Source organism: Saccharothrix syringae (genome assembly GCF_009498035.1).
Taxonomy (GTDB): domain Bacteria; phylum Actinomycetota; class Actinomycetes; order Mycobacteriales; family Pseudonocardiaceae; genus Actinosynnema; species Actinosynnema syringae.
In genome coordinates, this window is sequence record NZ_CP034550.1 from 7,381,595 (window position 1) to 7,395,997 (window position 14,403).

Here is a 14,403-nt window from a genome sequence, read left to right on the forward strand (position 1 = left end):
TCATAGTCGGGTGGCACCGAATCTGGTCACACCACTCTGACCAGCGCAGATGTTCGTCGGGTCAGGTGTGGTGACGTCCGGGGCACCGCCGCGCGAACCCGACCTCTCCCCCGACTACGACGCCGGGGGCCGCGAGGCCCCCGGCTCCCCCTCACTCGCAGGGGTGGTCGTTGAAGGCGCTGGGGAAGGCGTGGATCCAGGCGCAGAAGTTGTCGGACCGGGCGCCGGTCACCCTGGTGCCCCAGTTGCCGTGGTAGGCGAGGACCGCGATCACCCGCCGGTCGCCGCCGTTGTACTGGTAGATCGGCGACCCGCTCTGACCGGTCTGGGCGTCGGCGTGGGTCTTGATCTGCTTGGCCAGCACCAGTTGCGTCGAGTTGTCGTCGCCGTAGAGGTAGTTGTCGCACAGGCCGCCCGGCGAGGGGGACGCGGCGCACGCGTGCGACCAGCCCGGGTAGCCGAACGTCCAGTGCCCGCCCCAGTGCCCGCTGGAGCGCCACCCCAGCCAGCCCAGGCCCGCGGTGGACGGCAGGTCCTGGAGCACGATCATCCCGTAGTCGTAGGCCGGGTCGGCGTGGTCGAACCAGCCGACCACGCTGAAGTACCAGGAGTGGTCCTTGAGGCCGTTGGGGTAGGTGCCGATGCCGCGCTGGCCCGGCGCGACCTCGCGGTCGGGGTACCAGCCCGCGTCCGCGCCGGTGCCGCCCACGTGGATGCAGTGGCCGGCGGTGAGGAAGTGGCGCGGCCCGATGAGCGAGCCCGAGCAGTTCGACGTGGTGGAGCCGGGCGCCGAGACCGAGCCCATCACCCGCCACGGGTAGTTCGTGGTCGACAGCCGCAGCACGCGGTCGTCCGGGCCGAACACCGTCCGGGTCCCGACCTCGCCGACCTGCCCCGTGCCCGCCAACTGCCCCGTGCCCGCCGACTGCCCCGTGCCGGTCGGCTGCGGTTCGCCCTCGGGGTCGGCGTCCGGCGGGGTCGGGTTGACCGGGCGCACCTGGTCCGGCCCGGTCGGCGACGGCGCGGTCTGCCGGTACAGCCGGCCGTCCGGGGAGACCGCGACCCCCAGCTCCCAGCTCGCCGGCCTGGTCACGTCGAGGCGCCGGGCCTGCTCGTCGGTGAGCCCACCGTCCCGGGGCTCGGCCTCGGGGTCGGCGTAGGTGGCGAGGCCGACGCAGCGCCAGTCGCCGCGCCGGTCCAGCTCGGTCGGCGCGCGGTCGGCGCACGGGTCCTCGGCCCGGGCGAGCGGCGCGGCCACCAGCGGTGCCAGTGCCGCGACCAGCAGCAGCACCACCGCGCGGTGTGCCTTCTTCATCGTGTCCCACCTTTCGGACGTGGTGGAGGATCGGTCGCGCACCACGGTCGTCACGGCCCTTCGGGTGGCCTTAACGCCGGCATAAAGCGCCCGGTCGGCTGACCACATCGGGTGAATCCGCCCGCGACGCGGTACGCACCGGCGCGGTGCGGGATCGGGAACGTGTGAGGACGTCCCGGTCCACCGGCACCGTCGCGCGGCCACGCCTGGACCACCTGCTGGTCGCGGCGCGCTCGAACCGGGTCACGACGGTGGTGGCGCCCGCCGGGTACGGCAAGACCACGCTGCTCGCCGGGTGGACCGGGCGGGCCGCGGTCGCCTGGCACACCCTGACCGAGCAGGACCGCTCCGCCCGGCGGCTGCTCGACCACCTGGCCGGCGCCCTGCGCGCGGTGCTGCCCTCGCTCCGGTTCCGGCCGCCCGACGTGCTGGCCGACGACGAGGCCGCGGGCGAGGCCGGGCGGACCGACCGGGCACGCGCCCTGGCCGCCTCCCTGTGCGACGCGGTCGCCGAGGCCGCCGCCGGGCGCCGGGAACTGCTGTTGGTGCTGGACGACCTGCACGTCGTCGGCCGCGACGACCGGGCGTGCGCCCTGCTGGAGGCCGTGTGCCTGCACGCTCCCCCGGCCCTGCGCGTGGTGCTGTCGAGCCGCGAACCGCCACCGTTCCCGGTGCGGCGCCCGGCCGGGCCGGGCGGGCCGGTGGAGGTCTCCGCCGCCCACCTGGCGTTCACCGCGCGCGAGACCCGGGAGCTGGTGCCCGACGGTGCCGCCGCGGAGGTCCACCGCCTGACCGGCGGCTGGCCGGTGGCGGTGCGGATGGCCGCCGAGGCGCTGGGCCGGGACCCCGCGCACGGCTGCCCGCCGCCGCACGACCACACCCCGCCCCACACCCACACGCCGCACTCCGCGCCACCCACCCCACCGCCCCACAACCACACGCCACACCCCGCATCACCCACCCCACCGCCCCACACCCACACACCGCACCCCGCGCCACCCACCCCACCGCCCCACAACCCCCTCCCCCCACCGCCAGGCCACAACCAAGCGCCACCCCACGCCCCCTCCCCCCACGCCCCCTCCCCCAGCGCCCCCTACGACCACGCCTTGTACGACTACCTGGCCCACGAGGTCTTCGACCGCGAACCACCCCCGGTGCGGAACCTCCTGTCCGCCGCGGCGCTGTTCGACCGCTTCGACGCCGACCTGATGACCGCCCTGGGCTTCACCGACGCCGCCGGGGTGCTGGCCGACCTGGCGACCCGCGGCCTGTTCGTCGAACGCCTGGTCGCACACCCGGGCCGGCTCGCCCTGATCCCGCTGGCTCGCGCGTTCATCACCAGCCGCGCCCCGCTGGGCGCCGCCGAGCGGCACCGGCTCGGCACGGCCGCCGCCGCGTGGCTGGCCGACCGCGGTCACCTCGCGGAGGCCGTCACCGCGCTGACCGACCACCGGGCGGTCGGCGCCCTGCTGGCCGCCCGGGGCGAGGAGCTGCTGCAACGGGGCGGCGCGGACACCGTGATCACCGCCGTCGCCGGCATACCGCCCGAGCAGCGCACCCCGGCCACCTGGCAGTTGGCCGGCGTGGCGCACCAGGTCCGCGGCGAGTGGGGCCGGGCCCTGGCCTGCCTGCGCCGCGCGACCCCGCCGGGCACCCGCACCCCCGCCGCCCTGGCCGCCCGCATCGCCGCCATGCATTACTTCAGCGGTGCGCCGGACCGCGCGCTGGCCGCGTGCCGGGAGTGCGCGACCACGGGCGAGGACCCCGCGGCCGAGGCCCGCCTGCACGCCTTCGCGGCGAGCGCGCACTGGGCGCGCGGCGACATCGCGGCGAGCCGGACCGCCCTCGCCACCGCCACCGCCCTGGCCGAGGAGTCCGGTGACGACGCGGCGCTGGCGACCGCGCACACCGTGCTGGCCATGGTCGCCGAGGCGGAGGGCGACCGCGCGGCGATCGCCGACCACTGCGCGCGGGCGCTGGCGCACGCGCGGCTGGCCGGCGACGTGCTGGCGGAGATCAGGATCCGGGTCAACCGGTCCGCGCACCTCGTGCACGAGGCGGACCACCGGGAGGCGCTGGCCGAGCTGGAGACCGCGCTGCGGCTGGCCGACCTCACCGGGTTCACCGGCTACCGGGCGCTGGCGCTGAACAACCGGGGCGCGGCCTGGCTCGGCCTGGGCCGGCTGGACGAGGCCGCGGCCGACCTGGCCGCGGCACGACAGGTCTACGCCGAGACGGGGTCCCGGCTGGCGAGCCTGGTGCTGGAGTCGCTGGGCGAGGTCCACCGGCTGCGCGGCGAACCGGTGCCCGCCCGGCACGCCTTCGCCGAGGCGGTGCGGCTGGCCGAGGAGAACGACGCGGTGCCGCAGCTGGTGCCCGCGCTGGCCGGGCTCGCCCGGGTGCTGGCCGACGAGCGGCCCGAGGCCGCGCACGACCTCGTGCGCCGCGCGTTGGCGCGCGGTCCGGGCCACCCGGCGGCGCTGCTGGCCGCCGCCCGCCTGGCGCTGGCCGGGGGCGACCCCGAGGAGGCGGCCGTCCACGCGGGGCAGGCCCGGGAGGTGGCGGCCCGCCGCGGCGACCGGGCCGCCGTCGCCGCGGCCCTGGAACTGCTCGGCCGCGCGTGCCCCGGGCGCGACGAGGCGCTGTCGCTGCTGGACCGGGCCGCCGCGGCGTGGGCCGGGATCGGCAACCCGATCGGCGGCGTCGAGGTGTCGATCGCCAGGGCGCGGGTGCTGGGCGGCGCGGACGGGCTGGCGGTGGCCACCGCGGCGGGCCGGGACGCCGCCCGGGTCGGGGCGCGCGGGCTGGTCGCGGAGGCGGCGGCGGTCGCCGAGACCTGCGGCCGGTCGACCGGGCCCGCGGTGTCGATCCGGACCCTCGGCGGGTTCCGGGTGCTGCGCCGCGGCGCGGCGGTGCCGGCCACGGCGTGGCAGTCGCGCAAGGCGCGCGACCTGGTCAAGATCCTGGTCGCGCGCCGGGGGCGGCCCACGGCCCGCGAGGCGCTGATGGCGCTGCTGTGGCCGGGTGAGCCGCCGGAGCGGGTGGCCAACCGGCTGTCGGTGGCGCTGTCCACCGCGCGCCTGGTGCTCGACCCCGACCGGAGCGACCGGCACGGCATCGTCGCCGACGCCGACCAGGTGCGCCTGGACCCGACCGCGGTGGACGTGGACGTGCTGCGGTTCCTCGACGGGGCCAGGGCCGGGCTGGCGGGCGGGTCGCCGGCGCTGCTCGCCGCCGCGGAGACCGCCTACAGCGGTGACTTCCTGGAGGAGGAGCCCTACGCCGACTGGGCGGCCGAGCTGCGCGAGGACGCCCGGCTGACCTACCTCCAGGTCGCCTCGGCGCTGGCCGGGCACGCCGCCGCGGGCGGTGACCACGTGGCGAGCAGCCGGTACTGCCTGCGCGTGCTGGAGCGCGACCGCTACGACGAGACCGCGCACCTCGCGCTCGTCCGCGCCCTGACCGCGGCGGGCAGCCACGGCGAGGCGCGCCGCCGCTACCGGGCCTACGTGGCGCGGATGCGCGAGATCGACGTGGAGCCCGGCCCGTTCCCCGGCACCGGGAGATGACAGGGCCGGCACCCGGCGAACAGCACCCCCTCACACCCCGGTGAGGCAGATCGCGTAAGCCTTCATGCCCCACGGGCTGGCCCCCTTCACCCCGGTGGCCGTCACCGAGTCGGTCACCGGGTCCGGTTCGAGCCCCACCAGGACCGCGTCGGCGTCGGGGGTGTTGCCGAACGCCGACCCGCCACCCCCGACCAGCTCGTCCCCCTCGGCGCACGTCGCGGTGACCGACTGGAGGTACGCGCCGGACAGCGCCCCCGTGCCGACCTCGACCCGCACCAGGTCCCCGACCAGCGCGGCGTCGCAGATCGCCCACGCGTCCACGTCCCAGTCCGCGTCGGTCGGCCCGGACGCCCTCGCGGTGGCCGCGGCCAGGCCGGCGTCGGGCACCAGCCCGAACAGCGCCGCCCCGCCGACGACCTCGCCGCCCACGCCGGTCAGCCCGCCGGCCACCGGGCAGGCGGCCGAGTCCTCGTCGAGGTCGACCAGCTCCGCCCGGAACCGGACGCCGCCCGAGAGCACCGGCGAGCCCGCGGCGCACAGGGCGCGGGCGGTCACCGCCCACGGGGTGGCGGTCCGCCCGCGCACGGCGGCGCTCACCACGACCCCGGACAGGTCCGCCAGTGGCCGGACGGCCTCGACCGCCACGCGCCCCGACCGGTCGTCGACCCCGGCGCCCGCCGAGTGCAGCTTCGTGCCCCCGGGGCACCGGGCCGTCACGGACTTGTCGAGCAGGTCGGACGCGCTCACCCGCTCCACCAGCCGGACGTCGACCGCCGCCCGCGCGGGCGTCACCGCCCCGCCCAGCACCACCGCGCACCCGAGCAGCGCCACCCACGTCGTCCTCGCCATCGCACTCCCACCCTCCTGCCCGCGGTCCGCGCCGCGGCGCCGCGGACCAGGGTGGGTGCCGGGATTACGGTGGCCTTAAAGCAGCGCCGCGGTGCGACGACCCGAAGTCGTCGCACCGCGGCGCGTGAACGGCCCGCCGTTCCCCGAGCGGCCCGCTCAGCTCACCGTGACGTTGGAGCTGCCGCTGCTCTGGTAGCCCTCGGTGGCCATGATCATGTAGTAGTTGAAGCTGCCCAGCCGCATGTTGTACCGGGCCCACGCGTCGAAGTGGTTGCCCGTGGTGATGCTGCCGCCGACCCGCTTCTGCTGCCGGACGCTCCAGAACTGGGGGAAGGTCTTGGTGCCCTCGACGGACGGCGCGTTGTACCGCATCGTCTGGTACACGTCGTAGGTGCCGCCGTCGCTGGTGACCGTGCCCTTGTACGTCCCGGTCGGCCGCCAGGAGCCCCAGCTGTCGACGATGTAGTACTCGACGAGCGGGTTCGACGTCCACCCGTACAGGGTCAGGTAGGCGTTGCCGGACGGGTTGAAGCTGCCCGAGTAGTTCACCGTCCGCCGACTGCCGTTGCTCCAGCCCTTGCCCGCGACGAAGTTGCCGGTGTTGCGCCAGGAGGTGCTGTAGTTGCCACCGTTGTTCAGCGTCATCGAGACGGTGCCCTGGCTGTCGGTCCAGAACGAGTAGTAGTACCCGCCGTGGGTTCCGGTCCGGTTCGTGTTGATCGTCTCGGCGTTGGCGGTACCGGGCAGCGCCAAGGCGGACGTCAGCGCCAGGGTGCCCGCGCCGCCGAGGAACAGCCTGCGGTTGATCGGGCGGGCGGGGACGTCTTCCGAGTCCATGCTTCCTCCTCGTTGAGGCCGGCGAAGCCAGGCAGCGGGTGGCCGAGCCGATGGGCTTGTTGACGCCGATGAGTGTTCGTCCGACTGCGCAGAGTTGTCAACAATTATCGGAATGTTTCGAAAGAATTACCGTGAAATTGCGAAAATTCGCCCGGCGCGAGGCTTCACCGGTAAAGTACCGCGTCCGGTGCCCATTTGCTGGACAACGGGGCTTCCCGACCGGTGAAGAAAGCGACCGCGCCGCTCCCGGGTGGTGGGGACGGCGCGGCCGGGTGGTCCGCCTGGTCCGACGGGCCCAGGTCAGAGGCGACCGGACGGGCGACGCCCGCTGGTCAGCTGCTCGACCTGCTCGTCCGTGAACGGCGGGTCGAACAGGTCCGCGCGCTGCGCGTGGCAGCGGAACATGTCGGCGATGTAGTGCATCCGGTCGGGCAGGTCCGACCAGTCCCGCGCGGCGGTGTCGAGCAGGCTGTCCTTCGTCGGGTCGACGGTCGCCAGCAGCGCCAGCAGCTCGGGGTTGACGAGCTGGGCCAGCAGCGGCGGGAACCGGGCGGGCAGGTCCTCGCCCAGGTCGAGCACCTCGCCGCCGGGCAGCGCCAGCGTCATCAGGTGCTCGGTGACCACGCGCCGGGCCAGCGCCCGGACGTGGTCGGCCAGCTGCTCGCCCGCCAGGCGCACCGGGGTCCGCCTGCCGAGCACGGTCAGCAGCGCCAGGCGCAGCCACCTGAGCACCCGGTTGTCCGGCAGGACCAGGTCGAGCAGGCGGCGCTCCAGCTCGCGCGGGTCGACCACCGGGCCCTCCAGCGCGGCGGTGATCTCCGGCTGCAACCGGGTCTGCTCGTGCAGGCCGACCTCGATGTTGGCCAGCAGCAGCAGCTCGGCGCGCTGCTTGGGGTCGTCGGTGACCATCGCCCGGTGGTAGCGGGCGAACGCGTAGCGCAGGTAGCGCTGCCCCTCGGGCGGCTCGCCGGGCCGCAGCGCCTCGCAGAACTCCGCGACCCGCCGGTCCTCGCCGACTCCGTCGCCGGAGCCGGAACCGGAGCCGGAACCGGAGCTGGAACCGGAACCGGGGAACTCGCGCCCCGGGAACTCGGCGAGGAACCGGGCGAACTCGCGGGCGATCTCCTCGAAGACCTTCCGGTTGCCCCGGGCCGCCGCGTCGCCGACCGCGTCGAGCCGCGCGGTCGCCACCACGACCCGGCGCACCAGCCCCTCGGCGTCGGCCACCGCGCGCCCGGGCACGGCCCGCCGCAGCCCGCGCACCACCAGGTCGACCCCGGCCGCCACCTCGGGCGAGCCGGCCAGCAGCCGCTCCAGCGCGCGGGCCAGGTCCTCCTGCCGGATGGTCTGGCCGACCTGCTTGGACGCCCACACCGCGAAGGTGCACCAGTTGGCGGCACCTCCGGTGCGGGCGGCCAGCGCCCGGGACAGCTCGGCGTAGCAGTGGGTGATCTGGAGGTTGCGGACGACGGGGTCGGGGTTCGCGGCGATCCGGTCGACATCGGCGACCGCCGGCGGGCGGCCGCTGCCGGTCTCGCGCACGTCCGCGCTGGGTTGGTTCACGGGATGTCGACCTCTCCTGTCCGGGCTTGCACCACCTTCCTGATCGTCGCGGGGCGCGCGGATGTGACAGGGCGTCGGTTCAGCGCGTCTGGTAGGCCCGGACCACGGTCTGGGTCACCGAGTTCCCGTCGGCGTCGCGGGCGGTGATCCGCAGCGACGTGAAGCCGGGCGCGGCCGGGTGGGTCACCAGCGCCACGCCGGTGCCCGCCGGGGTGAGGGCGGTCGGCGCGGTGCGCCACGTGACCCCGTCGTCGGACGACGACTCGACCCGCAACGCCACCACGCGGGCCGCGGGCGCCCCGGGCTGGTGCCGGGCCACCAGCCGCACCGGGAACACCCGGCCGGCCGGCGCGCGGCCCTGCTCGTCGACGTCCGCCGCGGCCCGCACCAGCAGCAGCGGCGCCGGGCCGCCGGACTCGCGGAACGTCCACGTCACGTCCGCCGCCGTGCCGATCACCGACCACGGCACGGACCGCCGCGCGGTCGACCGCAGCGTGTAGGTGCCGGGCTCCTCGGGCACCTCGAACAGCCCCGCGCCGGGCAGCTCGCTCACGCCCAGCGAGCGGCCGTCGCGCAGCAGCTCGGTGGTGCCGGTCATGCCGTACGGGGGCATGGTGAAGTGGTCGGGGTCGCCGCCGGAGAGCAGCGTCAGGTTCACCGACATCACCCCGCCGTCGCGCCGCACGCCGAAGCCCAGCTCCGCCTCGCCGAACGCCGGGCCCAGCGGCGCGCTGTTCCAGTGGGTCTCGTAGCGGCCCGGCCGGTAGGTGCGGTAGGTCGCCAGGTTCTCCGCGTCCTCCACGCCCGGCGGGAACACCGCGGTCAGGTGCATCCACCGCACGCCCGGCGCGGCGGTGTAGAACTCGGTGCGGCGGCTGGGGATCTCGTGCTCCCGCGCCTCCTGGATGCCGCTGTTGGCGCCGGGGTCGTCGAGGTAGGCGTAGTCCAGCCGCAGGCTCTCCGCGGGCGCGCCCTGCGCGTGGTACCGGGCGTCCACCCGGGCCAGGTCGCGGTCGTGCGCGGTGAACCGGCCGTCCGGGATGGCGCCCCGGGACAGGAACGCCAGGTGGTACTCGGCGTCCGGAGCGGTCAGCTCGACCCGGTAGGACAGCGAGAACACGTGGTCGGTGACCTTGCCGGGGGTGGCGACCAGGTGCACGCGCTGGCCGGGCCGGGCGAACCAGCCCAGGCCGGAGGTGCGCCCGGCCGTGCCGGAGACCAGCAGCAGCTCGCTGACGACGAGCCGCGCGCCGGGCTGGTCGACGGTGGTGGTGACCGGGGTGCCCGCGGTCGCGTCGAGCGCGACGGTGGTGGCCCGGTCCACGGTGACGCCGGTCTTGGCGAGCACGGTCACGTCGTTGCGGTCGGACTGCTCGACGGCGTTGACGTCGTAGCGGCCCTTGGGCAGGCGGACCGTGCCGACGCCGTCGACCACGCGGATGCCGTAGGCCGCGCCGGTGGCGTTGTCCACGGCCTTGACCACGGTCGACGCCGACGTGCCGGTGCGGCCGCGCAGCGTGACCCGCAGGTCGTGGGTCTCGGCTTCGAGCACCGCGGTCAGCGCCGTGCGCACGACCACGCCCGGCGCCTCGCCGGTCAGCCGCGCGCCCAGCCGGCCCGACGCGCCCGCCGGGTCGAGGCGCACGGTCACCGACGCAGTGCCGCCCGCGGGCACGTGCACGCTCGGCGCGGAGGCGGTGAACCGCGGCGAGTCGGTGGTCAGGGCGAGCGTCACGGGCGCCGCGCCGTCGTTGCGGTAGGTCACGGTGCGCTCGACCGGGGCGTCGTGCGGCCAGCGCAGCGCCCCGAAGCCGACGCCGCCGGACGCGCTGACGTCCTGCGCGACCGCGCGTGCCGCGTCGACCCGGCCGGCGCCCTGCTCGAACACGTCGGCCGTCGGCCGCGCGGTGCTGACCAGCAGCGGCTTGAGCCGGTCGGCCGACCAGCCGGGGTGCCGCTGCCGCAGCAGGGCGGCGGTGCCGGCCACGTGCGGTGCGGCCATCGACGTGCCGGACAGCGACGCGTAGTGCTCGTCCACCGGCGCGGTGTCGCCCGCCGGCGTGCCGGGCACGCGGGCCGAGACCACGTCGGCGCCGGGCGCGGCGACGTCGGGCTTGACCGCGAGGTCGCCCCGGCGCGGCTGGCGCGGGGAGAACGGGCTGGTGCCGCCGTCCCGGTCGGTGCTGCCCACGGCGAGCGCGGCGTCGGCCGCGGCGGGCGAGGTCACCGAGGCCAGCGGGTCGGGCTGGCCGAGGGCGCGGTCGTTGCCGGCGGCGACCACGAACAGGGTGCCGTGGCGGGCGGTCAGCTCGTTGAGCGCGCGGGAGACCGGGTCGTTGCCGTCGCTGTAGCCGCCGCCGAGGCTCATGTTCACCACGGGCGCGCGCGGCGCGATCCACTCCATGCCCGCGATCACCGCCGAGTCCGGGCAGCCGATCGCCGTGCACACCTTGCCGCTGACCAGGGTCGCGGCCGGGGCGACACCCCGGTAGCGCCCGCCGGAGGCCGCGCCGTCCCCCGCGATGATCCCGGCGACGTGCGTGCCGTGGCCCACCTGGTCGGCCGTGCCGGTGCCGGTGAAGTCGGCCTGCTCGACCACGCGGCCGGCCAGGTCGGGGTGGCCGGCGTCGACACCGGTGTCCAGCACGCCGACCGCGACGCCGGCCCCGGTGAACCCGGCGGCCCAGGCGGCGGGGGCGCCGATCTGCGGGACGGTGACGTCCAGGGTGGGCCGGGACACGCCGTCCAGCCACGCCGAGGCCGTGGAGCGGGTGAACCAGTCCCAGAAGCCGTCGGCGGGGCGCAGGGCCGCGCCGCGCACGCTCGGCAGCTCCCGCACGTCGGTCGCCGGCACGGCCGCGGCGGCGACGCGGGCGTCGGCCTGCTCACCGCTCGCGGTCCCCAGGTCCGTCACGATCACCGGCGCGGTCCGGTCGCGCGGCAGCAGCGCCGGGTCGAACAGGCGCGGGTCCAGGCGCCCCGAGTCGATCAGCGGCAGGGCGTCCGCGGGCACCACCCGGTCACCGTCGCGCAGGAACCCCACGTGCTCGCGCCCCGGCCCCGGTCTCACCCGCACGACCGATCCCGGCAGGAGTTCCAGCCGGTCGCCGGTGACCAGCGCGACCTCCTGCCCCGTGACGACCCCGGTCCCGGTCCGCCCGGCTTCCGCGGTCGGCGCGCCCTCGGCAACGGGCGCGGTCAGCAGGCCGGCTACCAGCAGGGGCACCAGAACGAGCTTCGGCGAACGCACGTCCGCCCTCCTTTCGCACTTTCGCGGTCAGCCGGCCAGGAACGCGCCCGCCAGCGCCGCGGTGAACGCGCCGCCGAGCACGACGGCCAGGCGGGTCGAGTGGCGACCCCACAACGCGTGCCAGTCACCCGGGTGGCGCAGCGCCGCCGTCGTCATCAGCGCCCGCCCCAGGCCGAACCCGATCCCCGCCAGCAGCGCCGCCACCGGCGGCGCGGTCAGCAGCACCGCCACCGCCGCCACGTGCGGCAGGCCGCTGGGCAGGTACGTCCGGACCCCGGTGCCCATCTCCACGCCGAACTGGAGCGGACCGAGCAGCCGCCCGAGCCGGAACACGCTCTCCGGCACCAGCCGCCGGTTCTCCGGCAGCGGGAACCGCAGCACGCGCAACTCCTTCAGCAGCACGACGAGCAGCGCGAGCGCCACCGCCGCCCACCGCGCCCAGACCGGCAGCGGCGCGCGCAGCAGCGAACCGACCACCAGCAGGACCGCGGCGCTCAGCGCGCCACCGAGGAGCAGGCCGGCGCGGAACGCCAGCGCGGGTGGACCTCGCCAGACCGGCGAGCTCAGCACGTGGGCCGAGTTCCGGCTTCAAGTGGAGCCGGACGTGGCGAACCCGGCCGTGACGCCGACCAGCAGCCACGGCGCGAACTCGGTGCCCCCGAGGGGGAGCACGGCCAGCGAGGCGATCGCGAGGACGCCCGCCAGCAGGAACGGGTGCCAGCGGGTCACACCGGCGCCCGGCAGATCGTCAGGTAGGTCTGCCCGGTGTAGCCGGCGCCCCAGTAGGTGCTGAACCCGTCGGAGCAGCGGTACACCCGGCCGTCCGGGGTGGTCCAGCGCCACGCGTTCTTGGTCGTGGTGGTGCCGCACGCGGTGGCGATGGGCATGTGGTCGACCTGCACGTCGCCGACGTTGACCGTGCCGTGCTTGTGCCAGCCGGCCTCGCAGAAGTCGCTGCCGCGCCAGGCACCCGCGTAGCAGGCGGCGTAGGTGCCGGTGTACGCGCCGCTGGTGTCCCCCTCCTCGGGGTAGCCGTTCGGGTAGGCGTCGCGGCAGTCCGCGCGGTCCCACCCGTTCAGCGCGTTCGGGCCGACCTCACCGCGCGCCCGGCGCGGCGGCGTCAGCGCGGCCGCCCCGACGGTCAGCGCGCCCAGCACCACGGCCTTGAGCACGGTGCGGCGGCGGCGCGGCGCCTTCAGGTCGCGCAACGCGCGGCTGCGCCCCGTGCCCGCGTCGTGGTCAGGGATCAAGTCGAACGCCAGCACCGCGCACCCCCCACTCGTCGAGCACCTCGTCCACCTGCTCCTCGCGCACCGGCAGCACCAGCCGCGCCACCCGCCCGGTCGCGTCGACCCGCATCAGCACCGGCGGCGCCAGGTGCGACACGGCCCGCCACGCCTCGCGGTCGCTGACCACGTCCAGCGGCGTGTCCCACACCTCCGGCCGCTCGTGGGTGAGCAGCACGGCGTCGGTCAACCGCCGCGACACCGCCAGGCACAGCGGGCACCCGGAGTCCGCGGCCAGCACGACCCGGTTCGCGAACCGCTCGCCCAGCACCACGTCCGGCTGCGCCGCCGAGAACCCCCGCGGGTCCCGCGCCACGGCCGCGCGCAGCAACCGGACCTCGCGCAGCACCGCCGCCAGGCCCAGGAACAGCACGACGATCGCGGCCCAGGTGATGACCAGGAACGCGGTGCCCGGGTTCACGCCGCCTCCCAGGCCACGCCGATGCCGTCCAGCCAGTCCAGCCGCTCCCGGTCGGTGCGGTGCGGCGAGGAGGACAGCCGCACCTCGGCCACGCCGGCCGCGCAACCGAGCACGAACGTGTGATCCGCCGGAGCCCTCGACGCCCCGGGCAGGGCCACCTTCCACACCTCGCCGTGGCGGGTGGGCGCGCCCGCGTGCGCGGGGACGTGGTCGTGGGCCTGGCGGGGGCCGGGCACGGACACCGTGCCGAAGTCGCGCACCACGACCACGACGTGCTCGCTCATCGCGTCCAGCAGCGTGGCCGAGCGCGGCGCGACCACCATGCCCGCCACCCGGTCGTCCACGCGCAGCGAGTTGAACAGCGAGAACACCCGGTCGCGGCGCGGCGCGGGACCCGCGTACACGGTCATCAGCTCGTGGTAGGCGCCGATCAGCGTGGCGAACGACGACTCGCCGTCGCGCGCCTCGGCCACCACGACCTCGCGGCCGTGCACCAGGAAGCGGTCGGTGGTGACGGCGGGGGCGACGTGCGTGCTCGCGAAGTCGTGGTAGCCGCGCGGACCGATCTGGAAACCGGTGCCGTGGGAACCACCCGCGAACCGCACGGCCGCCGCGACGCTGGAGACCGGGGCGGTGCCGGGCAGCGTGAGGGTGACCCGGTCCCCGCTGGGGGCCACGAGGTCCAGGCGTTGTTCGGCGGTCACGGCGGTGCACGCTAGAACAACCGCGCCGCCGCCCACCACCACGTGCTACCGGGTGTGTGCCTGCCCGAAGCCACGCCGCACCAGTAGGTTTGAACCCGTGTTCACCGCCGGAGGGGCCCTGCTGCTGGTGTTCGCCGCGCTCGGGCACGCCCGGGACCGCCGGGCGCTCGCGGCGCTGGAAGTGGTGGTCGCGCTGTCGGCGGTGGTGACGCCGTACGCGGTGGCCGCGCTCTACGCGGCGTTCGCGGTGTACCTGGTGCGGCTGAAGGTGCGCCGCCCCGGTGCGCCGTGCGGGTGCTTCCGGGACGCCGGTCCGGTGACGTGGGCGACGGTGGGGCGGGCGGTGGTGTTCGCGGTGGGCGCGGCGGTGGAACCCGCGGTGCCGCTGCCGATCGCGTTGTCGGGTGGCTTCGTGCTGGCGATGGCGGGGTACCTGCTGCCGGAACTCGCTGGTGCTTTCGGCGGCTCCCGGGCGGGGCGGGGCGGACGGTAGGTCGGCCGCCGGCCCGAAGTTCCCGCGTCGGGAGCGCGCAACGGGCGCGTTCGGGATTCCGAACGCGCCCGCTCCACGCTTTCCCGCTGCCGCAAACGTGGTGCCGCTGCCGG

Annotated in this window: 12 protein-coding genes; 2 read left to right on the top strand and 10 right to left on the bottom strand. The window is 76.1% G+C overall.

Features of this window, described 5'->3' with window-relative positions; all coding sequences use genetic code 11:
• Window positions 1-151: 151 nt before the first annotated feature.
• A complete protein-coding gene (locus tag EKG83_RS31205; protein ID WP_153278560.1) occupies window positions 152-1,315 on the bottom strand; it encodes a trypsin-like serine peptidase in 1,164 nt (387 codons plus the stop codon).
• Between the two features lie 164 nt (window positions 1,316-1,479).
• On the opposite strand from EKG83_RS31205, the gene EKG83_RS49225 reads away from it, so the two are divergent.
• Window positions 1,480-4,887: a BTAD domain-containing putative transcriptional regulator gene (locus EKG83_RS49225; protein WP_153278561.1), complete on the top strand. Its 3,408-nt coding sequence runs from the start codon at window positions 1,480-1,482 to the stop codon at window positions 4,885-4,887.
• A gap of 30 nt (window positions 4,888-4,917) precedes the next feature.
• On the opposite strand, the gene EKG83_RS31215 is transcribed toward EKG83_RS49225, so the two are convergent.
• The 9 genes from EKG83_RS31215 to EKG83_RS31255 all read right to left on the bottom strand — a co-directional run bounded on the left by EKG83_RS31215 (window position 4,918) and on the right by EKG83_RS31255 (window position 13,797).
• Window positions 4,918-5,736, bottom strand: coding sequence for a hypothetical protein (locus EKG83_RS31215; RefSeq protein WP_153278562.1), 819 nt, complete (start codon window positions 5,734-5,736; stop codon window positions 4,918-4,920).
• A 156-nt stretch (window positions 5,737-5,892) separates the two neighbouring features.
• Window positions 5,893-6,573, bottom strand: coding sequence for a glycoside hydrolase family 11 protein (locus tag EKG83_RS31220; protein ID WP_033429329.1), 681 nt, complete (start codon window positions 6,571-6,573; stop codon window positions 5,893-5,895).
• Between the two features lie 300 nt (window positions 6,574-6,873).
• Window positions 6,874-8,136, bottom strand: a complete 1,263-nt coding sequence (locus tag EKG83_RS31225) for a hypothetical protein (protein WP_033429328.1) — start codon at window positions 8,134-8,136, stop codon at window positions 6,874-6,876.
• 79 nt (window positions 8,137-8,215) lie between these two features.
• Window positions 8,216-11,362, bottom strand: a complete 3,147-nt coding sequence (locus tag EKG83_RS31230; RefSeq protein ID WP_051765021.1) for a S8 family serine peptidase — start codon at window positions 11,360-11,362, stop codon at window positions 8,216-8,218.
• Between the two features lie 51 nt (window positions 11,363-11,413).
• The gene (locus EKG83_RS31235; protein ID WP_033429326.1) at window positions 11,414-11,956 is read right to left on the bottom strand and encodes a hypothetical protein; all 543 of its coding nucleotides are present in this window, start codon (window positions 11,954-11,956) and stop codon (window positions 11,414-11,416) included.
• Between the two features lie 18 nt (window positions 11,957-11,974).
• Entirely contained in the window at window positions 11,975-12,115 is a 141-nt protein-coding gene (locus EKG83_RS31240; protein WP_153278563.1) for a hypothetical protein, read from the bottom strand.
• Window positions 12,112-12,651 carry a hypothetical protein gene (locus EKG83_RS31245; RefSeq protein WP_051765034.1) on the bottom strand — a complete coding sequence of 180 codons (540 nt, stop codon included), beginning with the start codon at window positions 12,649-12,651 and terminating at the stop codon, window positions 12,112-12,114. Before EKG83_RS31245 ends, EKG83_RS31240 begins: the two co-directional genes overlap by 4 nt.
• A complete protein-coding gene (locus EKG83_RS31250) occupies window positions 12,626-13,093 on the bottom strand; it encodes a hypothetical protein (protein WP_033429324.1) in 468 nt (155 codons plus the stop codon). Before EKG83_RS31250 ends, EKG83_RS31245 begins: the two co-directional genes overlap by 26 nt.
• On the bottom strand, window positions 13,090-13,797 hold the full coding sequence (locus EKG83_RS31255; protein WP_033429323.1) for a hypothetical protein: 708 nt from the start codon (window positions 13,795-13,797) through the stop codon (window positions 13,090-13,092). The genes EKG83_RS31250 and EKG83_RS31255 overlap by 4 nt, the downstream gene beginning before the upstream one ends.
• Before the next feature lie 97 nt (window positions 13,798-13,894).
• Here EKG83_RS31255 and EKG83_RS31260 point away from each other — a divergent pair, with 97 nt between their 5' ends.
• Window positions 13,895-14,290 (top strand): MauE/DoxX family redox-associated membrane protein, encoded by a 396-nt coding sequence (locus EKG83_RS31260; protein WP_051765019.1) that lies wholly within the window; start codon window positions 13,895-13,897, stop codon window positions 14,288-14,290.
• Window positions 14,291-14,403: the final 113 nt, after the last annotated feature.